This window comes from Shinella sp. 20P9.1.1 (assembly GCF_057798995.1).
The window spans coordinates 59331-80868 of the sequence record NZ_JBYOLC010000009.1; the positions used below are offsets into that span (position 1 = coordinate 59331).

At 63.3% G+C, this 21538-nt stretch carries 23 protein-coding genes and 1 tRNA gene; 14 read left to right on the forward strand and 10 right to left on the reverse strand.

What is annotated here, in order from left to right:
* The first annotated feature begins 47 nt into the window (after positions 1–47).
* The 6 genes from AC27VQ_RS16505 (at position 48) to AC27VQ_RS16530 (ending at position 6225) form a co-directional block, all read left to right on the forward strand.
* The gene (locus AC27VQ_RS16505) at positions 48–842 is read left to right on the forward strand and encodes a FadR/GntR family transcriptional regulator (RefSeq protein WP_488717109.1); all 795 of its coding nucleotides are present in this window, start codon (positions 48–50) and stop codon (positions 840–842) included.
* A gap of 80 nt (positions 843–922) precedes the next feature.
* On the forward strand, positions 923–1435 hold the full coding sequence (locus AC27VQ_RS16510; protein ID WP_313527751.1) for an NUDIX hydrolase: 513 nt from the start codon (positions 923–925) through the stop codon (positions 1433–1435).
* A 71-nt stretch (positions 1436–1506) separates the two neighbouring features.
* Positions 1507–3009, forward strand: a complete 1503-nt coding sequence (locus AC27VQ_RS16515) for an inorganic phosphate transporter (RefSeq protein ID WP_488717110.1) — start codon at positions 1507–1509, stop codon at positions 3007–3009.
* A gap of 10 nt (positions 3010–3019) precedes the next feature.
* Positions 3020–3757, forward strand: a complete 738-nt coding sequence (locus AC27VQ_RS16520; RefSeq protein WP_488717111.1) for a 16S rRNA (uracil(1498)-N(3))-methyltransferase — start codon at positions 3020–3022, stop codon at positions 3755–3757.
* Between the two features lie 181 nt (positions 3758–3938).
* Positions 3939–5312, forward strand: a complete 1374-nt coding sequence (locus AC27VQ_RS16525; RefSeq protein WP_488717112.1) for a glutamate--cysteine ligase — start codon at positions 3939–3941, stop codon at positions 5310–5312.
* Positions 5313–5400: 88 nt separating this feature from the next.
* Positions 5401–6225: a DUF937 domain-containing protein gene (locus AC27VQ_RS16530; protein WP_488717113.1), complete on the forward strand. Its 825-nt coding sequence runs from the start codon at positions 5401–5403 to the stop codon at positions 6223–6225.
* A 188-nt stretch (positions 6226–6413) separates the two neighbouring features.
* Here the strand turns inward: AC27VQ_RS16530 and AC27VQ_RS16535 are convergent, their stop codons facing one another.
* Positions 6414–6710: a DUF1127 domain-containing protein gene (locus AC27VQ_RS16535; protein WP_313527744.1), complete on the reverse strand. Its 297-nt coding sequence runs from the start codon at positions 6708–6710 to the stop codon at positions 6414–6416.
* 275 nt (positions 6711–6985) lie between these two features.
* Between AC27VQ_RS16535 and AC27VQ_RS16540 the strand changes: the two genes are divergently transcribed.
* Positions 6986–7939, forward strand: coding sequence for a LysR substrate-binding domain-containing protein (locus AC27VQ_RS16540; RefSeq protein WP_313527742.1), 954 nt, complete (start codon positions 6986–6988; stop codon positions 7937–7939).
* Complete coding sequence (locus AC27VQ_RS16545; RefSeq protein ID WP_313527740.1) at positions 7933–8508, forward strand: GNAT family N-acetyltransferase; 576 nt, start codon at positions 7933–7935, stop codon at positions 8506–8508. Before AC27VQ_RS16540 ends, AC27VQ_RS16545 begins: the two co-directional genes overlap by 7 nt.
* A gap of 59 nt (positions 8509–8567) precedes the next feature.
* Here AC27VQ_RS16545 and AC27VQ_RS16550 read toward each other — a convergent pair whose 3' ends face one another.
* The 5 genes from AC27VQ_RS16550 to AC27VQ_RS16570 all read right to left on the reverse strand — a co-directional run bounded on the left by AC27VQ_RS16550 (position 8568) and on the right by AC27VQ_RS16570 (position 12944).
* Positions 8568–8924: a hypothetical protein gene (locus AC27VQ_RS16550; protein ID WP_488717114.1), complete on the reverse strand. Its 357-nt coding sequence runs from the start codon at positions 8922–8924 to the stop codon at positions 8568–8570.
* 175 nt (positions 8925–9099) lie between these two features.
* Positions 9100–9519, reverse strand: coding sequence for an MAPEG family protein (locus AC27VQ_RS16555; RefSeq protein WP_488717115.1), 420 nt, complete (start codon positions 9517–9519; stop codon positions 9100–9102).
* A 99-nt stretch (positions 9520–9618) separates the two neighbouring features.
* Entirely contained in the window at positions 9619–9981 is a 363-nt protein-coding gene (locus AC27VQ_RS16560) for a hypothetical protein (protein ID WP_313527734.1), read from the reverse strand.
* A gap of 140 nt (positions 9982–10121) precedes the next feature.
* Positions 10122–11618, reverse strand: a complete 1497-nt coding sequence (gene guaB / locus AC27VQ_RS16565; protein ID WP_313527732.1) for an IMP dehydrogenase — start codon at positions 11616–11618, stop codon at positions 10122–10124.
* A 330-nt stretch (positions 11619–11948) separates the two neighbouring features.
* The gene (locus tag AC27VQ_RS16570; protein ID WP_488717116.1) at positions 11949–12944 is read right to left on the reverse strand and encodes an MBL fold metallo-hydrolase; all 996 of its coding nucleotides are present in this window, start codon (positions 12942–12944) and stop codon (positions 11949–11951) included.
* 197 nt (positions 12945–13141) lie between these two features.
* On the opposite strand from AC27VQ_RS16570, the gene AC27VQ_RS16575 reads away from it, so the two are divergent.
* Positions 13142–14551: a DHA2 family efflux MFS transporter permease subunit gene (locus tag AC27VQ_RS16575; RefSeq protein ID WP_488717117.1), complete on the forward strand. Its 1410-nt coding sequence runs from the start codon at positions 13142–13144 to the stop codon at positions 14549–14551.
* A 5-nt stretch (positions 14552–14556) separates the two neighbouring features.
* Here AC27VQ_RS16575 and AC27VQ_RS16580 read toward each other — a convergent pair whose 3' ends face one another.
* Genes AC27VQ_RS16580 through AC27VQ_RS16590 form a run of 3 tightly spaced genes read right to left on the reverse strand, consistent with a single transcriptional unit; the run spans position 14557 to position 17188 of the window.
* Entirely contained in the window at positions 14557–14940 is a 384-nt protein-coding gene (locus tag AC27VQ_RS16580; RefSeq protein WP_488717118.1) for a VOC family protein, read from the reverse strand.
* Positions 14940–15656, reverse strand: a complete 717-nt coding sequence (locus AC27VQ_RS16585) for an RlmE family RNA methyltransferase (RefSeq protein ID WP_488717119.1) — start codon at positions 15654–15656, stop codon at positions 14940–14942. Before AC27VQ_RS16585 ends, AC27VQ_RS16580 begins: the two co-directional genes overlap by 1 nt.
* Entirely contained in the window at positions 15653–17188 is a 1536-nt protein-coding gene (locus AC27VQ_RS16590) for a Ppx/GppA phosphatase family protein (protein ID WP_488717120.1), read from the reverse strand. Before AC27VQ_RS16590 ends, AC27VQ_RS16585 begins: the two co-directional genes overlap by 4 nt.
* A 238-nt stretch (positions 17189–17426) precedes the next feature.
* On the opposite strand from AC27VQ_RS16590, the gene AC27VQ_RS16595 reads away from it, so the two are divergent.
* The 3 genes from AC27VQ_RS16595 to AC27VQ_RS16605 all read left to right on the forward strand — a co-directional run bounded on the left by AC27VQ_RS16595 (position 17427) and on the right by AC27VQ_RS16605 (position 19028).
* Positions 17427–17500, forward strand: a tRNA-Gln gene (locus tag AC27VQ_RS16595).
* A gap of 69 nt (positions 17501–17569) precedes the next feature.
* Positions 17570–18652: an SdiA-regulated domain-containing protein gene (locus AC27VQ_RS16600; protein WP_488717121.1), complete on the forward strand. Its 1083-nt coding sequence runs from the start codon at positions 17570–17572 to the stop codon at positions 18650–18652.
* Between the two features lie 187 nt (positions 18653–18839).
* Entirely contained in the window at positions 18840–19028 is a 189-nt protein-coding gene (locus tag AC27VQ_RS16605) for a YegP family protein (protein WP_488717122.1), read from the forward strand.
* Positions 19029–19086: 58 nt separating this feature from the next.
* Here the strand turns inward: AC27VQ_RS16605 and AC27VQ_RS16610 are convergent, their stop codons facing one another.
* Entirely contained in the window at positions 19087–19635 is a 549-nt protein-coding gene (locus AC27VQ_RS16610) for a cupin domain-containing protein (RefSeq protein ID WP_257948028.1), read from the reverse strand.
* Between the two features lie 144 nt (positions 19636–19779).
* On the opposite strand from AC27VQ_RS16610, the gene aptA reads away from it, so the two are divergent.
* Both aptA and AC27VQ_RS16620 read left to right on the forward strand, forming a co-directional pair.
* Positions 19780–21117 carry an omega-aminotransferase AptA gene (gene aptA / locus AC27VQ_RS16615; protein WP_488717123.1) on the forward strand — a complete coding sequence of 446 codons (1338 nt, stop codon included), beginning with the start codon at positions 19780–19782 and terminating at the stop codon, positions 21115–21117.
* 61 nt (positions 21118–21178) lie between these two features.
* Positions 21179–21538 (forward strand): winged helix-turn-helix domain-containing protein, encoded by a 360-nt coding sequence (locus tag AC27VQ_RS16620; protein ID WP_488717124.1) that lies wholly within the window; start codon positions 21179–21181, stop codon positions 21536–21538.

Here is a 21538-nt window from a genome sequence, read left to right on the forward strand (position 1 = left end):
GGACAAGATTATTGACCAGTTTCCGCCGGGGTTGATAGACTTGCGGCGTGACAGACGCGCCGTTCGACCTTTTCTCCCGCATCAGCCCCAGCCGCACCGCCGATGAGGTCGTGCGGCAGATCGAGCTTTTGCTACTCGAGGGCGTGCTGCGCGACGGCGAACGGCTGCCCGGCGAGCGGGAGCTTTCCAAACGCCTCGACGTGTCCCGCCCCATCCTGCGCGATGCGCTGAAGGAACTGGAAAGCCGGGGCCTGCTCATCAGCCAGCATGGCGACGGCACCTATGTCGCCGATATCATCGGCCAGGTGTTTTCCCGCCCCGTCGTCGATCTCATCGCCCGCCACCAGCGCGCGACGCAGGACTATATCGAATATCGCCGGGAGCTCGAGGGCATAACCGCCGAACTCGCCGCCCGCCGCGCGACGGATTACGACCGGCAGATGCTGACCCGCATCATGCAAGCGATGCGCGCAGCCCATGAGGGCGGCTCCTTCGATGCCGAGCTCGACGCCGACGTGGAGTTGCACAACGCGATCGGCGAGGCCGCGCACAATATCGTCCTCCTGCACACGCTGCGCGCGTGTTACCGGCTGCTGGCCCAAGGCATCTTCTTCCACCGCCACCTCGTTTTTGCCTCCGAGACGGCACGCGGCCACCTTCTCGCGCAGCATGAGGCGATCTACGCGGCGATCATGGCCGGCGACGGAAATGGCGCGCGACAGGCCGCACAGGCGCATATGGATTATATCGCCGTCGCAATCCGCGACGCCGAACGCAGCGGGGAGTGGCAAAGAATTGCACAGCTGCGCATGCAAAAACGCGGTATTCCCCCACAAGCCTGACTTGCGCCGTAAATCTCGCGCAAGCATGATGGTCGATACATGACTCGGCAGATCAGTGCCGCAAGAGGAACAAAAAGACCTTGAACATTCTCAACCGCCTCGCCAACGACGTCCAGCTCATGTTCCGCAGACCCTGCAAGGAGCAGTATGGCGCGCTGTGCTACCGGCTGAAGAAGAAGCGTTCGGAGGTCGAGGTCCTGCTCATCACCAGCCGCGACACCGGCCGCTGGGTCATTCCCAAGGGCTGGCCGATGGATGGCAAGAGCGCCAGCGCTGCCGCGGCGCGCGAGGCCTGGGAAGAGGCCGGCGTCAAGGGCAAGGTCATCGCAGAATCGATCGGCAGCTACCGCTACATGAAGGGCATGCCGGAGGGGCTGAAGCTCGATTGCCGCGTGCGCGTCTTCGCACTTGAAGTGGACGATATCGCCAAGAATTTCCCGGAAAAGGGCGAACGCCGCGCCGAATGGGTCGATTGCACGGAGGCCGCCGCCCGCGTGCAGGAGCCGGGCCTCAAGACGCTGCTGGTGAATTTCGAGCAGAAGATCCTCTCCGATCTCACTCCCCCGGCCAAAAACGGCACGACCGGCGCCTGATAGCGCTATCGTCATATTGCCGCCGATGCTGTGAGGCGATACTGCCTTCTGGCAATAACGGAGCAGCATGAATGGCGAATTCTCAGGTCCAGCTACGCAAGCCGACGCTGGACAAGGATCTGGAAAAACTGACCTTCACCGAACAGGCCACGCATTTCGTGCTGCGGTCGTGGACGGGTGTCGGCATTGCCCTGATCTTCCTCCTGATCGCCATGGCAGTCGCCAGCACCTTCGCCACCGGCACGCCGGGCGTTCTCGTCGTTGCCGTCGCCGCTGCCCTCGCCGCCTATATGGCGATGAACATCGGCGCCAACGACGTGACGAACAATGTGGGTGCAGCCGTCGGCGCGCGCGCCATGAGCATGGGCGTGGCGCTCATCATCGCCGCGATCTTCGAGATCGCCGGGGCGCTGCTCGCCGGCCAGGGCGTGGCCGAGACCGTCGCGTCCGGCATCGTCGACCGCACCATCTTCCCGAGCCCCACGGTTTTCGCCTGGGCGATGATGGCGGCCCTCATTTCCGCAGCGCTCTGGATCAACATTGCCACGCTCGCCAATGCGCCGATCTCCACCACCCATTCGATCATCGGCGGCGTCATCGGCGCGGGGGCGGCTGCCAGCGGCTTCCAGAGCGTGCAGTGGGATTCGATTGCCCTGATCGTCGTCAGCTGGACCGTCTCGCCGATTCTCGGCGGCGTGATCGCGGCGGCCTTTCTCTATTTCATCAAGGAATTCATCATCTACCGCGACGACAAGATCGAAGCGGCCAAGACCTGGGTTCCGTTGCTCGTCGCCGTGATGGCCGGGGCCTTCGCTGCTTTTCTCGCCAATGGCGGCACGAACGGCTTCTACGACCTGCCGCTCGGCAAGGCGCTCACCATCGGCCTCGGCTTCGGCGTCGTCACCTATATCGTCACCCGGCCTATCGTGCGCCGCGCGGCCAATGGCCTCGACAACCGCAACCAGTCGCTGCGCGTGCTCTTCCGCCTTCCGCTGATCTGTTCGGCGGCGCTGCTCTCCTTCGCTCATGGCGCAAACGACGTGTCCAACGCCGTCGGCCCGCTCTACGGCATCGTCTCGGCGCTGCGTTCGGGTGACGTCGGCGGCGGGGCGACAATCCCGCTCTGGGTGATGATCATCGGCGCCTTCGGCATCTCGCTTGGCCTGCTTCTCTTCGGCCCGCGCCTCATCCGCATCGTCGGCAACGAGATCACCAAGCTCAATCCGATGCGCGCCTTCTGCGTGGCGCTCTCCTCCGCCGTCGCCGTGCTGACGGCCTCAGCCCTCGCCATCCCCGTCTCCTCGACGCATATCGCCGTCGGTGCCGTCTTCGGCGTCGGGCTCTTCCGCGAATGGTACACGCGCAACTCGATCCGCCGCATCGACTATATCCGCAGCCGCGGCAACGGCATCGCGCCGGAGGAGCCGCCGGCCAATCTCGACGAGACGCGCCGGCGCTATCTCGTGCGCCGCTCGCATTTCATGACGATCATCTCGGCCTGGATCGTGACGCTGCCCGTCTCGGCCATGCTCTCGGCCCTCGTCTTCCTCGCGCTCAACGCGCTCTTCACCTGAGACCTTGACCATGCGTGCCAACTACCGGATGCAGCGCCTCTTCGTCGGCGACGCCCTTGCCGAGGGCCAGGCCTTCGAGGCCTCGAAGGATCATTTCCACTACCTGACCAATGTGCTGCGCATGAGCGAAGGCGATGCCGTGCTGCTGTTCAACGGGCGGGACGGCGAGTGGCATTCCACGCTGTCGCTGCCGACCCGCAAGCGTCTGCTGCTGACACCGACCGAACAGACCCGGCCGCAGCCGGCGCCATCCGATTTGCACTATCTTTTCGCCCCCTTGAAGGTCGGGCGGCTTGACTATCTCGTGCAGAAGGCCGTCGAGATGGGGGCCGGCGTGCTTCAACCCGTCATGACCCAGCATGTCCAGGGCAAGATCACCAGCATCGAACGGCTGGAAGCGAACGCCACCGAAGCGGCAGAGCAATGCGGCATTCTCGCCATTCCGAGCGTTGCCGCGCCGCGCAAACTGGAGGACCTGCTTGCCGACTGGCCGCGCGAGCGCCGCATCATCTTCTGCGACGAGGGCCATGGCAGCCAGAACCCGCTGCCGGTGCTGCAGGGGATCACGGAGCGCAAGCTGGCGCTGCTCGTCGGGCCGGAAGGCGGGTTTTCCGACGAGGAACGCGCGCTGCTCCGCAATCTCGATTTCGTGACGCCCATTCCGCTCGGCCCCCGCATCCTGCGGGCCGATACGGCGGCTGTCGCGGCCATGGCGGTCATCCAGGCGGCGATCGGCGATTGGCATTAGGCAAGAGTGGCAGGCTTTTGCGCGCGCGGCCTGTCGGCAGGCAAGATTTTTCTGAAAAGTCGAATGGGATTTTTTGAATCTGCCTTGAAAGGAATTCGCTTGCACCGCATCTATTTCCGGTCCAAGCACCCTCCCATGCCCGACGTTCCGCCGGGCGCCATCCGTTCAGAAGAAGACGCCCATGGCCCGTGATACCACCGACCAGACGCCGATCCGCACCGTTGCGGACATGGCGGAATACCTCGCCGACGGCAACAAGCCGAAGGAAAGGTTCCGCATCGGCACCGAGCATGAGAAATTCGTCTTCTTTACGGCCGACAACAGTCCCGTTCCCTATTTCGGAGATGCCAGCATTTCCGCGCTACTTAACGGCATGCAGAAAAAGACCGGCTGGGAGCCGATCGTCGACGCCGGCAACATTATCGGCCTGGCCGAACCGTCCGGCATGGGCGCGATCTCGCTGGAGCCCGGCGGCCAGTTCGAGCTTTCGGGCGCGCCGCTCGAAACGCTGCACCAGACCTGCAAGGAATCCAACCAGCACCTCGCCACGCTGCGCGAGATCGCCGAACCGCTCGGCATCCGTTTCCTCGGCATGGGCGGCAGCCCGAAATGGACGCTGGCCGAAACCCCGCGCATGCCGAAAAGCCGCTACGACATCATGACCCGCTATATGCCGAAGGTCGGCAGCCAGGGCCTCGACATGATGTATCGCACCTGCACGATCCAGGTGAACCTCGACTTCTCCTCGGAAGTCGACATGCGCCGCAAGATGCAGGTGTCGCTGAAGCTGCAATCCATGGCGACCGCGCTCTTCGCCTCCTCGCCCTTCACCGACGGCAAGCCGAATGGCCTCTTGTCCTGGCGCGGCGATATCTGGCGCGACACCGACAACAACCGCGCCGGCCTCATCCCCTTCGCTTTCAAGCCGGATTTCGGCTTCGAGGACTATGTCGAATGGGCGCTCGACGTGCCGATGTATTTCATCGTGCGCGACGGCAAGTACCATGACTGCACCCATGTCACCTTCCGCCAGTTCATGGCCGGCGCGCTGAAGGGCGAGGTCGCCGACTACGAGCCCAATATCGGCGACTGGACGAACCACCTTTCGACGCTCTTCCCGGATGTGCGACTGAAGCGCTTCCTCGAAATGCGCGGCGCCGACGGCGGCCCGTGGCGCCGCATCTGTGCGCTGCCTGCCTTCTGGGTCGGCCTGCTCTATGACGACGGCGCGCTCGATGCCGCCGAAAGCCTGACGCGCGACTGGACGGTCGAGGAGGTCTCCGCACTGCGTAATGCCGTGCCGGCGCAAGGCCTCAAGGCCGATTTCCGCGGCAAGACGTTGCTCGACGTCGCCCGCGAAGTGGTGTCGATCTCGCGGCAGGGCCTTGCGGCCCGCGCCCGCATCAACGGCGACGGCGTCGACGAGACGATCTTCCTCGCCCCGCTCGACGAGGTTCTGGCCAAGAAGGCGACGCTCGCCGAGGACATGCTGGCGCTCTATAACGGCCGCTGGAATGGTTCCGTCGAGCCGGTCTTTACCGACTACCAGTACTGAGCATCACGCCAAAAAGCGGTTTGCGCGGCCGAAATTCCCGTTATAGTGCAGGCACATGCTGTGCCTGTACCGGGGGAAGGACGCCAAGATGCTTTCGCTTTACGACATGATGATGCAGGCGCAGAACGGCAATGCCGTGGAGACCATGGCGCGCCAGTTCGGCCTTGCGCAGGAACAGGCCGCAAAGGCCGTCGCCGCGCTGATGCCGGCCTTTTCCGAGGGGTTCAAGCGCAACGCCGCCAATCCCTATGACATGGCCGCCTTCATGAAGGCGCTGACGACGGGCGGGCACGCGCAATATTTCGAGGACATTTCCAAGACTTTCACGCCGCAGGGGCTTGCCGAGGGCAACGGCATTCTCGGCCACCTCTTCGGCAACAAGGACGTCTCGCGGGCGATTGCCGCGCAGGCCGCACAGATGACCGGCATCGGCCAGGAAATCTACAAGCAGATGCTGCCTGTCATGGCGAGCGCGCTGATGGGCGGCATCTTCAAGCAGTCGCTTGCCCCGTTCTTCCCCGGCACTTCATCGACGCAAGCCAATCCCTTCGCCGACATGATGCAGCAATGGGCGGAAGCGACGGGTTTTGCCAAGAAGCAGGAACCAGCCAACCCCTTCACCGACAACCCATTCACGCAGGCTGCGCAGGAATTCTTCGGCACGAAGAAGGAAGCGGCGCCCGCAAATCCCTTCACGGACAATCCTTTCGCCAAGGCCTTTCAGGACATGATGGGCGGCATGGCCGGCCAGCCGGCGGCGAGCGAAAAGCCAAGCGCGCCGGAAGCCACCCCGGCGGATTCGCTGAAGAGCCTCGTCAACACGATGTTCGACACCGGCCTCGACATGCAGAAGGATTATCAGCGCAACATCGAATCGATCTTCGAGACCATGCGCGGCGGCGAGAAGAGCTGACCACGCTCCCCATATGAAAAAGCCCGACGCGGACCTTGGGAGTCGCACGTCGGGCAAGCGGCAGGGTTATTGGCTCTCACCCTGCGGGGAAGGCAGGCAATTCCAGCAAAAGCGTGCGGCGGTTTTGCGTCCGGAATTGCGTCAATGCTGTGGTGCCAAACCGGGAGGCAGGCCGGCACCATCGAAAATCAATCCAGACGGCCGCTGCGCAGATGACGACGGGCGCGTTCGCGCGAGGCGATCGTCAGGTGCAGGCCGGCATCCGTGAAGAAGGATGCGGCGCGGACGTCCTGAACGTCGTTGCGGCACAGCCCCATGTCATAGAGCTGGTGGTCGTCGAGTTCGTTCAGGCGATTGATCACGCGACGGTTCTGCCATGCACGGACAAATTTGGCGGCGGCATTGCTGACGCGGGCAAAGAGGTTCGGGGCCGGACGGCGCGTTGCGAGGATATCGATTTCCATCTTACGGTCGATCATGCGCATGGCATTTCTCCTTTCCGGCTCGGCGATCCATCGTCCTTCGATGGGGTTTCGCACGACGCCCGTGATCGTTCGCTGCTCACAGGGATCGAGCGGCGGTTAAAGGGTCGGATTTGAAGAAGAGCCGCCCGCGGAGGTCGAAGCGGAACGGCAGATCCCGTCGAGCGATGGATCAACTTGAGACCCATCGTTCAACAATTGCTTTTTCGCAGAATCCCATTGATCAGTCCAACGAATGTTTCTAATAGTATCAATCAAACAATCTTATGGGTGACGTTATGTCCGCTCCGCTAGACATCGACCAGCTGCAGACCTTCGTGGCGATTGCCGATACCGGAAGCTTCACGCGCGCCGCGGAGCGGGTGTTCAAGACCCAGTCGGCCGTTTCCATGCAGATGCGCCGCCTTGAGGAGCGCATCGGCAAGCAGCTCTTCATGAAGGACGGCCGCGGCAACCGCCTGACGGCCGAGGGCGAGCGCCTGCTCAACTATGCCCGCCGGATGCTTCGCCTCAACAACGAGGCCATCGCCGCCTTCGACGACAACCGGCTGGAAGGCATGCTGCGCATCGGCACGCCGGACGATTATGCCGACCGCTACATGCCCGAGATCATCATGCGGTTTGCCAAGACCCATCCGAATGTCGAGCTCTACATCGTCTGCGAGCCTTCGGTGGACCTTGCGGAGAAGATGGCCAAGGGCGAACTCGATATCGCGCTCGTGACGCACAATCCGCGCCAGCGCCAGTCGGACGTGGTGCGCACGGAGCCGCTCTGCTGGGTCATGTCCGCCAACCATCCGCTGCCGGAAAATGCGCCGGTGCCGCTTGCCGTGGGACGGCGGGATTGCCAGTGGCGGCAGATCGCCTGCGCGGCGCTCGATTCCGTCGGGCGCGACTATCAGGTGCTGTTCACCAGCTGGTCCTCCACCGTCGTGGCCGCCGCCGTCATGGCCGGCATGGCCGTCTCGGTGCTGCCGGAATCGGCGCTGCGCCCCGGCATGAAGGTGCTGACGCAGGCCGACGGCTTCCCGCCGCTTGCCCCCGTCCAGATCGGCATCATGCGCAGGCCCGGCCTTTCGCCTTCGCTGTCCAACGCGATCACCAGCCACATCACCGCCTGCCTCGACAACATCACGCCGCTGACGGCTGCCGATGACCTGCCGGAGGCGGATGTGAAGGTCTTCCCGCGCGTAGCGCGCATGCGGACCGGGAACATCCTGCCGGGATGGTAACGCAGCTGCCGCTCGACGGCGTTCCCCTCGTCAAGACCGGCCCTTCCGGCGTGACGATCCGCCCCGTGCGCGACGACGACGTGGAAACGCTGCGCCAGATCGAACGCTCGGCCGCGCAGGCCTTCCGGCTGATCGAGGCTTTTTCCTGGCTGTCGGTCGGCGAGGTGCAGAGTGCGGAGGTGCATCACGCACTCCTTGCGGCCGGCACGAACTGGGTGGCCGTCGATGACGGCGATCATCCGCTCGGTTTCCTCAGTGCGGAAATATCCGGCCGGGACCTGCATATCTGCGAAATCTCCGTCGACCATCTGCATCAGGGGTTCGGCATCGGCCGCAAGCTAATTGCGCATGCCATCGACATCGCGACGACCCGCGGCCTCCAAGCCGTCACGCTCACGACCTTCCGCACCATTCCCTGGAACTGCCCGTTCTATGAGCGGCTCGGGTTTCGCGTGCTGGACGAGGATGCGCTTTCGCCGCGTCTGCGGGACGTGCTCGACCTTGAGGAAGCCCACGGGCTGCGGCGCGACACGCGCTGCGCCATGCGGCTCGACATCAGCGCGCCATAGAAAACCCCGGCATGCTGCCATGCCGGGGTCCGCTCTATCCTATCCTGCGACGGATACGATCAGTCGTAGGTCGCCTGCTTGCCGTCGAAATAGATCGTGTTGGCTTCGCAGATATTGATCGTCGTCTCGTCGCCCTTGATGCTGGAGCCGTCCTCGCCTTCCCAGGTGACATAGAATTCGATGTCGCACGGGCCGTCATAGTTGAACTCCATGTTGGCGCTTTCGCCGCCATTGAGCTTGAAGTTCATCCAGTTGGCGCTCCATTCGTTACCTTCGCCGGTATAGAAACCGTCGATGATATATTCGGAGTCGTTCTTGATATCGAACTTCTGGCCGGCGGCATAAGCGGCAGGCACAGAGATGAGCATGGCCGCCGCGGCAAGGGCGGCGAACGTTTTGGTCGCGAGAGATTTCACGAAAATGATCCCGTTATGAGTTATGAAACCGCATGCCGGATGCTGCAATATTTTGCTTGGCCTTCGGATTGCGATGGTGCTGTTGCCCCTAAAAGAACGGGGCCGGATCCGTCAGAACCCGGCCCCGTTTTCTCAAACGGATCAGTGCTTTGCTTTATTCAAGGCCAATGACGTTTCAGGTGAAGGCGAGCCAGACGCCGAGCCAGATCCACAGGAGGCCGACGACCGCGAACCCGGCGATGAACAGCGGCCGGCGATAGCGCAGGCGGTTGCTGGTGACATGCACATAGGCGTGGGCATAGCGCAGCGCCACGAACAGCCAGCCACCGGCGACGGTCACCGGATTATCGGCATCGACGAGATAGAGCAGGATGCTGACGGCATAAAACAGGACCGGCAGCTCGAACTGGTTGGCGATGGCGTTTTTGACGGTCACGCTTTCCGCCGGCTCGTCGCGGTTCTCGCGGAACTGCTCAGGCTTTGCCCGCCCGGATTTCACCGCGCCCATGCGGCGTGACGACAACAGGAAATAAAGGGCGAAGACCAGCGCGACATGCGCGATGACAGGCCAGATCGTGGCTTCCGTGGGAGACATGGTTATCCTTCGGCTTGTCGTTTCGGGCCCCTTGATAGGGGTTTCCGGCCGAAGGCTCAACCGGAAACGGCCTTTTGCGACAAGCCGAGGGAGAGAGGCTTACTGCTGCAGGGTCAGGTTCTCGGTGCCCGAGCCGTCCTTGCCGCTGATCGTCCAGGCGCCTTCCAGAACGCCATCGCCCTTGACGTGATAGACGACGAGGCCGACGGCATCGCCCAGCACGTAGCCGGCCGCAAAAGCATCGCCATAGAGCATGCAGATGCCGTTCGAGGTGGTTCCGCCGGTCTGCCATTCGATCGAGCAGGTCGTCTCGCTGGTCAGCTCGATTGTCGCGGTGCCCGTGTAGGCCGAACCGTCGAGATTGGTGCCCTCGACATTATACGTGCCGGCGTTGACCGTCTGCGCCTGCGCGGACGAAACCAGCCCCAGGGCCAGAACGGCACCAGCCAAAAACGTCTTCATGATATCCCCCAGATAACCGGCGAAATTGCCGATGGCCGATCCTAGCGCATGCTTGAAAAAACGGAACAGGCGGGAGCGCCTTTCAAAACAAAAATGCCCGGCAAGCCGGGCATTCAAGACATCCATTTTCGACGATGCGATCAGACGGCGCCCGGATAGTTCGGGCTCTCGCGGGTGATCGTCACGTCGTGCGCATGGCTTTCGCGCAGGCCGGCGCCGGAGATGCGCACGAAGGTGGCGCGCTCCTGGTACTCCCTAAGATCCTTGCCGCCGACATAGCCCATGGAGGCCTTCAGGCCGCCGGCGAGCTGGTGCAGCACGCCCGAGACCGGGCCCTTGTACGGCACCTGGCCTTCGATGCCCTCGGGCACCAGCTTCAGCGTGTCGCGCACTTCCGCCTGGAAGTAGCGATCTGCCGAGCCGCGCGCCATGGCGCCGACGGAGCCCATGCCGCGATAGGCCTTGAAGGAGCGACCCTGGTAGAGGAACACTTCACCCGGGCTTTCATCGGTACCGGCAAGCAGCGAGCCGACCATGACGGCGGAAGCGCCGGCGGCGATCGCCTTGGCCAGGTCGCCGGAGAACTTGATGCCGCCATCGGCGATAACGGGAATGCCCTGGGCCTGCGCGGCCTCGACCGACGCCATGATGGCCGCAAGCTGCGGCACGCCGACGCCGGCGACGATGCGCGTGGTGCAGATCGAGCCCGGACCGATACCGACCTTGACGGCGTCAGCACCGACATCGATCAGCGCCTTCGTGCCATCTGATGTAGCGACGTTGCCGGCCATGATGCGCACGGAGTTGGAGAGCTTCTTGACGCGGGCGACGGCATCGAGAACGCGCTGCGAATGGCCGTGCGCGGTATCGACGACGATCAGGTCGATGCCGGCATCGATCAGGCGCTCGGCGCGCTCGAAGCCGTCATCGCCGACGGAGATCGCGGCGGCGGCGCGAAGCCTGCCCTGCGCATCCTTCGATGCGTTGGGGTTCAGCTGCGATTTCTCCATGTCCTTGACCGTGATGAGGCCGACGCAGCGGCCGTCGCCATCGACCACCAGCAGCTTCTCGATGCGGTGCATGTGCAGCAGGCGCTTGGCCTCCTGCTGGTCGACGCTTTCCTTCACCGTGATGAGGTTCTCACGGGTCATCAGTTCGTAGATCTTCTGGCTCTGGTCGGAGGCGAAGCGCACGTCGCGGTTCGTCAGGATGCCGACGAGGCGGCCGGCCTTGCCGCTGCCGCCGTTTTCAACGACCGGAATACCGGAAATACCGTGAAACTTCATCAGCGACAGCGCGTCGGCCAGCGTGGCATCCGGACCGATCGTCACGGGATTGACGACCATGCCGCTTTCGAACTTCTTGACCTGGCGAACTTCCTCGGCCTGCTCGGCGGGCGTCAGGTTGCGGTGGATGACGCCGAGGCCGCCGGCCTGCGCCATCGCGATGGCAAGACGGCTTTCCGTCACCGTGTCCATGGCGGAAGAGAGGATCGGCAGGTTGAGTTCGAAATCGTGGGCGATGCGGGTCGCGATGTTCGTCTGGCCCGGCATGACCTCGGAGTGACCGGGTTGCAGGAGGACGTCGTCGAAGGTCAGGGCTTCGAGACCGGTTGCCGTTTCAATGATGCGCGCCATGGGGCCAAGTTCCTTCAGGGTAAAGCTTACGCACCAAGGGGAACATTGGGAGATGTCCACCTCGGTCGCTTGCAAGAAATTCTTGGAAGTTGGCGAGGGCTGGTAACACGTTCATGACGGCTTGGAAATAGCAAAAAGCCCGGAATGCCTTCCGGGCCTTGGCTTGTCCAACAAAGACCCTCTCTGCCTGCCGGCATCTCCCCCACCAGGGGGGAGAAAGGCTAGCAGCCTGCTTTTCCTGAAAGTTTTGCGTCGAGAGTGCCGCACTGTAAGCCCCTCCCCCTCGTGGGGAGGGGTTGGGGAGGGGACTTCATGCCCCGACGAGCAACCTCAGATATCGAACTGATAGCTCATCGGCACGAAACGATAGCCCTCGCCCGCCTTCTCCACGAATCCCGCCGCCGGGAAGGGCATGTGGTAGCCGAGAAAGGCGAGCTTGTCGGTCGCGATCATGTCGAAAACCTTCTTACGTGTCGCCGCGGCCTGCGCCTTGTCCATGTCGAAGCGCACCTCCCAGTCCGGGCGCTGGAGGGAGAGCACATAGTGATTGGCGGTATCGGCCGTCAGGATGAGCGCCTTGCCTTCCGATTCGACACGGAAGATCATGTGGCCCGGCGAGTGGCCGAAGGCATCCAGGCCGGTAATGCCGGGTACGACCTGGCCTTCGTTCTCGATGAAGGTCAGCTTTTCGGCGAGCGGCTGCACCTTGGCGAGAACGCCCTGATGGCCCTGTTCGGCGGGCGTGCCCATGCGCTCCGGGTTGACCCAGAAATCATATTCCGTGCGGCCGGTGACGTAGCGGGCATTCGGGAAGGCCGGCTTGCCGCCCTCCATCAGGCCGCCGATATGATCGCCATGCATGTGGGTGAGGACGACGACGGAAATCTGGTCGGCCGTATAGCCGGCATATTTCAGGCCTTCGACGAGGCGGCCCATGCCGGCATCGCGCCCACCCTCGCCCATTCCGGTATCGAACAGCACGACCTCCGAACCGGTATCGACCAGCGTCGGCGTGAAGCTGTTGACGAATTTGTCCGCTGGCAGGAAATTTTCCGCCAGAAGCGCGCCGACGGACTGGGCGGACTGGTTGATCCCAAACGTCTCGTTCGGCTTGTCGGAAGCGCGCATGCCGTCGCGGATGGCCAGCACGCGGAAACTGCCGAGCTTGAAGCTGCGGGCTTCGAGGGGACTTACGCGCATATCGGTGGCATCGCTTTCGGTTTGAGCAAGGGCGCCCGCGCGGTTCAACAGCAGCGGTGCGGCCAATGTCGTGATGCCCGCGGCGAGAAACAAGGACCGGCGCGAGATTGTCGAATGATCTGCCATGGAGCTTCCCTTCTGAAAATCGTTTCGCCGTTATAGGAGCCGGCATCGACGTGAGGATGACACGCGACGATCTAGGGCGCTGTAACGTTGTCGTCCCGCCGCATCACGGGCTTGTGATCTCCAGGATTTGACAGATGGCAATGCGGGGCGCAGAAGACGGGTGGGCCTGCACGAGGGCCTCCTACCCCGATTTGCCGATGAACCGTATCGTCCCCCTCATTCTCGCCGTCGCGCTCTTCATGGAGCAGATGGATTCCACCGTCATCGCCACCTCGCTGCCGGCCATCGCCGCCGATCTCGGCGTGGGTCCGATCACGCTGAAGCTGGCATTGACCGCCTATATGGTGTCGCTCGCCACCTTCATTCCGCTCTCCGGCTGGATGGCAGACCGCTTCGGCGCCAAGCGCATCTTCCGCTTCGCCATCCTGGTCTTCGTCGCCGGCTCCATTCTCTGCGCCGTTGCCGACAGCCTCGTCGCTTTCGTCGTCTCACGCTTCCTGCAGGGCATGGGCGGGGCGATGATGACGCCGGTCGCCCGCCTTGTGCTGGTGCGCAGCACCTCGCGCTCGGAACTCGTCTCAGCCATGGCGCTGCTAACCATCCCCGCCCTCGTCGGACCGCTGGCCGGCCCGCCGCTCGGCGGCTTCATCACCACCTATTTCTCCTGGCACTGGATTTTTCTGATCAACGTGCCCGTCGGCATCGTCGGCTACATCCTCTCGGGCATCTACCTGCCGGAAATCCGCGCCGCCGCCCCGCCGCCGCTCGACTGGACGGGCTTCTTCCTCAGCGCAGTTGCGGCCTCCGGCACGATGTTCGGCCTCTCCGTCATCAGCCTTCCGGCGCTTCCCCCGGTCATCGGCGTCGTCGCGACCGTCGTCGGCCTTGTCTGCGGCGTGCTCTATGTGCGCCATGCAAAGCGCCACCCGACGCCGCTGCTCGACCTCAAACTCTTCCGCGACAGCGCGTTCCGCGCCGCCTCCATCGGCGGCACGCTGTTTCGCATCTCGGTCGGCGCGGTGCCGTTCCTGATGCCGCTGATGCTGCAGGTCGGCTTCGGACTCACGCCCTTCCAGTCCGGCCTCGTCACCTTTACCGGCGCGATCGGCGCGATCACCACCAAGGTCATCGCCAAGCGCGTCCTCACCTTCGCCGGCTTCCGCACGACGCTGATCGCCGCCAGCATCTTCGGCGCCGCACTCACCTTCGTGAACGGGCTTTTCGCGCCGACGACGCCCTTCTGGTTCATCGCGGGCGTGCTATTGATCGCAGGCTTCGTGCGCTCGTTCTTCTTCACCAGCGTGAACGCGCTGTCCTTCGCCGACATTCCGGATGCGGATGCCAGCAAGGCGACCTCGATGAGCGCGGTGCTTCAGCAGATCAGCCTTGCGATGGGGGTCGCTGTCGCCGGCGCGATCCTCGAAATCGAGACCTCGCTGACCGGCTCGCCGCTTGAGCTGCGCGACTTCCAGATCGCCTTCATGGTGATATCAGCCATCACCCTGCTCGCAGCACTGCCCTTCCTCACCATGGCGAAAAACGCAGGCGCCTCCGTCTCCGGCCACCGCATGGGGGCGGAAGAAGAGGAAACGATCGCTGTGAAGTAAAAGGCCTATTCCGGCTTTTCGCAGACGGCGACGAGCTTGTTGCCGTCGTGGTCGCGCACGAAGGCCGCGTAGAAATTGGCGTGGAACGGCCGGATGCCCGGCGCCCCCTCATCCGCGCCGCCCTGCGCGAGCGCTGCGGCATGGAAGGCATCGACGGAGGCGCGGGTCGGCGCGTCGAAGGCGATGGTCACGCCGTTGCCGAAGGTGGCGGGCTCGCGGTTGAACGGCTCGACCACCCAGAAGCGGCAGCGCACATCCTCGTCCGCCGCATAGCCGATTTCATCGGGCGCCTGCTTCTGGCGGCGATAGCCGATGAGCGGCAGGATGGTATCGTAGAAGCGGCCGGCGCGGTCGAGATCGTTGGTGCCGACGGTGGTATAGAGAAGCATCAGGCCTCCTCTTCGGCTTCGGCCGCCTCGTCGCGCGCCTTGCGGCCCTTGAAACCCTTGGCGAGCAGGAACATTTCCACCGATTCGGCGCGCGAGGCACCCGGCTTCACATGGATGACCTGCTTGAAATTCTGCTTGAGCAGGTTGAGCAATTCGCGCTCCGTGCCGCCCTGGAAGGTTTTCGCCAGGAAATGCCCGCCTTCCGCAAGAACCTCGATCGCGAAATGCGCCGCGACCTCGCACAGATGCATGGTGCGGATGTGGTCCGTCTGGCGATGGCCGGTCGTCGGCGCCGCCATGTCCGATATGACGAGGTTCGGCGTGCCGCCGACGGCCTCGATCAATTTTTCGGGTGCATCCGGCTCGAGAAAATCCATCTGCAGGATGCGCACGCCCGGCAGCGGATCGAGTTCCAGGAAATCGATGGCCGCGACGCGCGGATCGGCATCGGTCGAATTGGTGACCTTCGCGGCGATCTGCGACCAGCTTCCCGGAGCGGCCCCCAGGTCGATGATGCGCCGGGCGCCATCGAGAATGTGGTGCTTCTCGTCGATCTCCAGCAGTTTGAAGGCGGCGCGGGCGCGATAGCCTTCCAGCTTGGCGCGCTGCACATAGGGGTCGTTGATATGGCGCTCCAGCCAGCGGCGGGAGGAGGCCTTCAGCTTGCCCTTCTTGACCTTCTGGCCGAGCTTGCGGCCGATGGGGGGCTTGGTCATGACGCCTGTCCTTCGGGCTTTGCCGGGTTGCGGTGCCCGCCGCGATGGTTGCGGCGGTGGCGGCCACGGCGCCAGACGCCGTCATCGGCCATCATGTCGGTGAGCAGGCCTTCCCGCAAGCCGCGGTCGGCCACGCGCATGCGGCGCGAGGGCCAGCGCTTGCGGATCGCTTCGAGAATGGCGCAGCCGGCCAGCACGAGATCGGCCCTATCAGGCCCGATGCACGGATTGGCCGCGCGGGCGGAGAAATCCCAGGACAGCAGCCGTGCCTGCATGGCCGTGACCTCGTCGTCCGACAGCCACACACCATCGACACGGCGACGATCGTAGCGCGGCAGATCGAGATGCACGCCGGCAAGCGTTGTGACCGTGCCGGACGTGCCGATGAGGTGAAAATCCTCCGGCGCATAGGTGCTTTCGCCGGGGCAATCGAAATTCGCCAGCATGCCCTCGACTTCCGAGACCATGCCCTGGAAACCTTCCGGCGTCACGTCCCGCCCGCCATGACGCTCCGAAAGCGTGACGACGCCGACCGGCAGCGAGGTCCAGTGTGTGATGTGGTTGGCGAGCCGGCTGGAACGGTTGTCGCCGATGCGGATGACCGCGATTTCCGACGAGCCGCCGCCGATATCGAAGAGCACGACGGATTTCGCCTCGCGCCCGACCAGCGACGAGCAGCCGGACACGGCCAGCCGCGCTTCAGTCTCGCGGTTGATGATTTCGAGATCGAGCCCCGTCTCCTGCTTCACCCGTTCGAGGAAGGTCTCGCCGTTCGTCGCCGCGCGGCAGGCCTCCGTGGCGATCAGGCGGGCGCGGCGGATGTTGCGGCTCTTCAGCTTCGCCGCGCAGATCTTCAGGGCCTCGACCGAGCGGTCCATCGCTTCGTCGGACAGTCGCCCGCTCGCCGCAAGCCCCTCGCCGAGCCGCACGATGCGCGAAAAGGCATCGACGACACGGAACTGCCCCGGTCGCGTCGGCTGAGCGATGAGCAAGCGGCAGTTGTTGGTGCCGAGATCGAGCGCGGCATAGAGGGGCGCGTCGTAACCCTCGCGCTCGGCAGCGCGCGGCAGCGCGGCCTCGCGGCGTGGTTCGTGGGAAACGGGATGCTGTTCGGAAACCGTTTCCGCAACGAGCGATACGATCGCCGCGTCGGCAACGGGCTGCGTGGCACGCGCGGCGGATTTGCGGCCGCGATGCTTGCGCCGGCCTTTCTGGCCGTCTGCCGAATGCGGGCCCTGCTGACCGCCCTCGCGCTGGCCCACAGGCGCAAGCGGGCGCACATTTTCGCCGCCGGCGCTCTTGCCGTGCTTGCGACGCTTGTTCCGGCGCGCATGTGTGCCGCTCGGGGCGGACGGGGGGCGCTCGGCGGCTGCGGATGGTCCGGTCGCCTGGCCTGCGGACGGAGAAACGGCAGCGGGGCTTGCGCCCTTCTGCTTTCCCTTGCGACGGCGCGACCGCTTCGGTCGTCCCGTATCGTCCGCAACTCGCGCCCCGGAAACGGACGGCTTTTCGCCGCTGTCGGGGTCGTTCACGTTACTGCCTATGGCGCCGCGCAAAGCCCTGAGGCTGCAAGCAGGCGCTCTCTCGATTTTCGTTGGCGCGACATTACCAGCGCCCGGCCCGTTCGCCAAATTCTTTTTATGACGGAACCGCCACGTAAGCGGTCTTGCCAAATCCGATGCAATTTTCTCAAAAAAACCATTTGCATCTCGCCGCCGTTTGTTTATAAGCCCGCCTCACAGGCCCCGGCCATACCGGAACCAGCCATGCTGGGGAATAGTTCAACGGTAGAACGACGGACTCTGACTCCGTTAATCTTGGTTCGAATCCAGGTTCCCCAGCCAATTCCCTTCCAAAACACTGAAATTATTCTTATGCGCCCCATACCTCTATGGGCATAAAGCCATAGGTTCGTGAAAGCACCTCGCAGTGCTTTTCTGGCGTTGTCGTTTCTGCGAGTCGCGCTATCGGATTTCTCGCACGCTAATTTTGCTGAGCGTGACTGTCCGGCCGCCACTGAATCGGATAGCTTTCATTGCGTCGTCGGTTTTCTGGTATTGCGTATGCCCTCTGCCCAAATGCGGCTCAGACGCCGCTTTGTTTTCAAATGGCCCCTGCTCTGGCTTGCCGGAATAGCGTTGGCTTCATTTGCACTCTGGAAATCCGCCATCCTGAGTTTCGGATATTACTGGATCCTCGCCAATACCAACCATGCACATAGCATAGCCCCAAAGATCAATCTGTCGGCCTACGCGGCCACAACGCAGAAGAAGGTGATCGCGGGGCTGACAAGCAATGTGTCGGGGCTGACATTCTCGTCATCGACCCAGACGCTCTTCACCGTGATCAACAAGAAGCCGGCCGTTGCCGAGATTTCGGTCGAGGGCGATCTCATCCGGCGCATTCCCATCATCGGCGGCAAGGATCCCGAGGGGATCACGCATATTGCCGACGATCTGTTCGTCATCGTGGATGAAGGCGACCAGTCGATCCATTGGGTCAACATCAAGCCCGAAACGACCGAGTTGACCCTGACGGACGAGCGACGGCTGGTCCTTAACCTCAGCGCATACAGGAATCTCGGTATCGAGGGGGTGTCCTGGGATTCGGACAACAATCGGCTCTACATCGTTCAGGAAGCACTTCCGCTGCGCATTCTCGTCGTCGAGGGGCTTCTCGGCAGGATAGAAGGCGATTCATCGCTGCCGAGATTGAAAGAATGGACTTCGGGCGATTTATCGAAAGTCTTCTCGCTCGACCTCTCCTCCGTGTCCTTCCACGAACAGACCCGCAGCCTGTTTCTGCTCAGCCATGCGTCGTCCATGCTGGTGAACTACACGCTGGATGGAAAGACCCTCGGCATGCTGGCCCTTCACAAGGGGCGCCACGGGCTGGATGAGACGGTTCCCCAAGCAGAAGGCGTCGCCCTGGATCCGAAAGGCGCAGTTTACATCGTCTCCGAGCCAAACTTTTTCTACCGGTTCGAACGACCTTAGCATCCAGGCCGCACCATCCGGCACAAAGCTCTGCTCAACCGATCCGGAAAGACTACGATCTAAAGACTGTAAGCCGCCGCCGTCAGAACTTTCTTCGTTGCAAACAAACCTTTGCTCTCTTGTCAGCGCTCTCAGCGGCTGGCACGTTGCGACTGCGTGATTCACACTTGCACGGAGGCAAAGGCCCATGGCGCACAAGTTCGAGATCTACAAGGACAAGGCGGGCGAATTCCGCGTTCGCTTCAAGTACAACAGCGAAGTGATGTTCGCGACGGAAGGCTATTCCTCGAAGGCCAGTGCGCAGAACGCCATCGATTCGATCAAGAAGAACGGTCCTGGCGCGCCCGTCGAAGACAATACGACACCGCAGGCCTGATCGGTCTTGCCTCTTGAAAAGCCCGCTCCGGCGGGCTTTTTGCGTTTCAGGCAAGGCGTCAGAAAGTCGGCGGGGTGCAGGCGCTGATGACCTCGCAGGGCACCGGGCCGACGCAGCGGAAGCGGTGTGGACGGCGGCTTTCGAAATAGTAAGCGTCACCGGGGCCGAGAATGCGGCGCTCGTCGTCGACGGTGACTTCGAGGCGGCCGGACAGAACGATACCACCCTCCTCGCCGTCATGTACCAGCGGCACCTTGCCGGTGTCGGCGCCGGGTTGATAACATTCCTTCAGGATCTGCAGGCTGCGGCCGAAGGTGTTTTCGCCGATTTGGCGGAAGGAAATCGGGCCTTTGCCGATCTCCACCAGTTCATCGGCGCGGTAGAAGGCCTTCTTCGGGCGGTCGGGTTCGAAGGCGAAGAACTCGGCAAGGCCGATGGGAATGCCGTCGAGGATGCGCTTCAGCGCGCCGACCGAGGGGTTGGAGGCATTCGATTCGATCAGCGAGATCGTCGAATTGGTGACGCCGGCGCGTTTGGCGAGCTCGCGCTGGGAGAGATTGTGCGCCATGCGCAGGTGGCGCAGCCTGCCCCCGATATCGACCGACATGGCATTTCCTGTTCTAGATGTTCGAAATAGCGAAAACCGCTCTTCTCCCATCCTTTAATTTCAAATGCTTGACGTCAACCAGAAAAGGACTTGTTCGGCATGGCAAATCATGGCGTCTATCGCGCCAGCCAGAGGAGATCTGCCATGAACGCCCACAACAAACCCAATGCACCGGTGCTCGACAGCTACTGGATGCCCTTTACCGCCAACCGCCAGTTCAAGGCAGCCCCGCGCCTGCTCGCGAGCGCCGAAGGCATGTATTACACCAGCGCCGACGGCCGAAAGGTGCTCGATGGCACCGCTGGCCTGTGGTGCGTCAATGCCGGCCACGGCCGCCGCCAGATCGCGTCCGCCGTCGAGCGCCAGCTGACGCAGTTGGATTTCGCGCCCTCCTTCCAGATGGGCCACCCGATTGCCTTCGACTTTGCCGAACGGCTCGCCGAAATCGCGCCCGGCCCCGAGGGCGCCAAGCTCGACCGCGTGTTCTACACCGGCTCCGGCTCCGAATCGGTCGACACCGCGCTGAAGATGGCGATCGCCTACCAGCGCGCCATCGGCCAGGGCACGCGCACGCGCCTCATCGGCCGCGAGCGCGGCTACCATGGCGTCGGCTTCGGTGGCATCTCGGTCGGCGGCATTCTCAACAACCGCCGCGTCTTCCCGCAGCTTAACGGCTCCGACCATCTGCGCCACACGCATGACCTCTCCAAGAACGCCTATGTGAAGGGCATGCCGGAACACGGCGCGGAGCTTGCCGACGATCTCGAGCGGCTGGTCGCGCTGCATGGCGCCGAGACGATCGCCGCCTGCATCGTGGAACCCGTTGCCGGCTCCACCGGCGTTCTCATCCCGCCGAAGGGCTATCTCGAAAAGCTGCGCGCCATCTGCGACAAGCACGGCATCCTCCTGATCTTCGATGAAGTCATCACCGGCTTCGGCCGCCTGGGTGCCGCCTTCGCGACCGATTATTTCGGCGTGACGCCCGATCTCGTCACCACCGCCAAGGGCCTCACCAACGGCGCCATCCCGATGGGCGCGGTGTTCTCCAGCCGCAAGGTGCATGACGCGCTGATGCACGGTCCGGAAAACGCCATCGAGCTATTCCACGGCTACACCTATTCCGGCCACCCGGCCGCCTGCGCCGCCGGCATCGCGACGCTCGATATCTACCGCGACGAGGGCCTGCTGACCCGCGCCGCCGAGCTGCAGGACGACTGGCATACCGCGATGCATTCGCTGAAGGGCCTGCCGCATGTCATCGACATCCGCACGATCGGCCTGATCGCCGGCATCGAGCTTGCTCCGCGCGACGGCGCCGTCGGCGCGCGCGCCTATGACGTCTTCGTCGATTGCTTCGAGAAGGGCCTGCTCATCCGCGTCACCGGCGACATCATCGCCTTCTCGCCGCCGCTGATTGCCGAAAAGAAGCACTTCGAGGATATCGTCTCGATCCTCGGCGATGCGCTGAAGCGCGCAGCTTAAACTTCCCACGACGCAAAACGCTGTTATATCTGGGCCCGTATTTTCAGTACGGGCCCTTTTCATGTCAGCATCCGGCAAAAGCGAACCGAAACTCATCTTCCGCCTACAGTTCGATCCGGAGGGACGCATCGGGCGCGGCAAGATCGAGCTTCTCGCGCATATCAAGGAGACCGGTTCGATTTCCGCCGGCGGGCGGGCGATGGACATGTCCTATCGCCGGGCCTGGCTGCTGGTCGACGAGATGAACCGGCTGTTTCGCGAGCCGGTGGTGGAATCGCAGCGCGGCGGCAAGCAGGGCGGCGGCGCGGTGCTCACGCCCTTCGGCGAGGCGCTGATTGCGCACTATCATGCCATGGAAGAGAAGGCACAGGCGGCGCTGGCCGACGAGATCGGCTGGATCGTCGCGAACCTCGCGGAGTAA

Coding starts and splice junctions, on each gene's coding strand:
- aptA (WP_488717123.1), top strand. CDS start 19,780: ATGAACGCCCACAACAAACCCAATGCACCGGTGCTCGACAGCTACTGG.
- AC27VQ_RS16575 (WP_488717117.1), top strand. CDS start 13,142: ATGAACCGTATCGTCCCCCTCATTCTCGCCGTCGCGCTCTTCATGGAG.
- AC27VQ_RS16525 (WP_488717112.1), top strand. CDS start 3,939: ATGGCCCGTGATACCACCGACCAGACGCCGATCCGCACCGTTGCGGAC.
- AC27VQ_RS16535 (WP_313527744.1), bottom strand. CDS start 6,710: ATGCGCATGATCGACCGTAAGATGGAAATCGATATCCTCGCAACGCGC.
- AC27VQ_RS16580 (WP_488717118.1), bottom strand. CDS start 14,940: ATGCTTCTCTATACCACCGTCGGCACCAACGATCTCGACCGCGCCGGC.
- AC27VQ_RS16570 (WP_488717116.1), bottom strand. CDS start 12,944: ATGGCAGATCATTCGACAATCTCGCGCCGGTCCTTGTTTCTCGCCGCG.
- AC27VQ_RS16620 (WP_488717124.1), top strand. CDS start 21,179: ATGTCAGCATCCGGCAAAAGCGAACCGAAACTCATCTTCCGCCTACAG.
- AC27VQ_RS16530 (WP_488717113.1), top strand. CDS start 5,401: ATGCTTTCGCTTTACGACATGATGATGCAGGCGCAGAACGGCAATGCC.
- AC27VQ_RS16585 (WP_488717119.1), bottom strand. CDS start 15,656: ATGACCAAGCCCCCCATCGGCCGCAAGCTCGGCCAGAAGGTCAAGAAG.
- AC27VQ_RS16605 (WP_488717122.1), top strand. CDS start 18,840: ATGGCGCACAAGTTCGAGATCTACAAGGACAAGGCGGGCGAATTCCGC.
- AC27VQ_RS16540 (WP_313527742.1), top strand. CDS start 6,986: ATGTCCGCTCCGCTAGACATCGACCAGCTGCAGACCTTCGTGGCGATT.
- AC27VQ_RS16515 (WP_488717110.1), top strand. CDS start 1,507: ATGGCGAATTCTCAGGTCCAGCTACGCAAGCCGACGCTGGACAAGGAT.
- AC27VQ_RS16545 (WP_313527740.1), top strand. CDS start 7,933: ATGGTAACGCAGCTGCCGCTCGACGGCGTTCCCCTCGTCAAGACCGGC.
- AC27VQ_RS16520 (WP_488717111.1), top strand. CDS start 3,020: ATGCGTGCCAACTACCGGATGCAGCGCCTCTTCGTCGGCGACGCCCTT.
- guaB (WP_313527732.1), bottom strand. CDS start 11,618: ATGGCGCGCATCATTGAAACGGCAACCGGTCTCGAAGCCCTGACCTTC.
- AC27VQ_RS16560 (WP_313527734.1), bottom strand. CDS start 9,981: ATGAAGACGTTTTTGGCTGGTGCCGTTCTGGCCCTGGGGCTGGTTTCG.
- AC27VQ_RS16610 (WP_257948028.1), bottom strand. CDS start 19,635: ATGTCGGTCGATATCGGGGGCAGGCTGCGCCACCTGCGCATGGCGCAC.
- AC27VQ_RS16555 (WP_488717115.1), bottom strand. CDS start 9,519: ATGTCTCCCACGGAAGCCACGATCTGGCCTGTCATCGCGCATGTCGCG.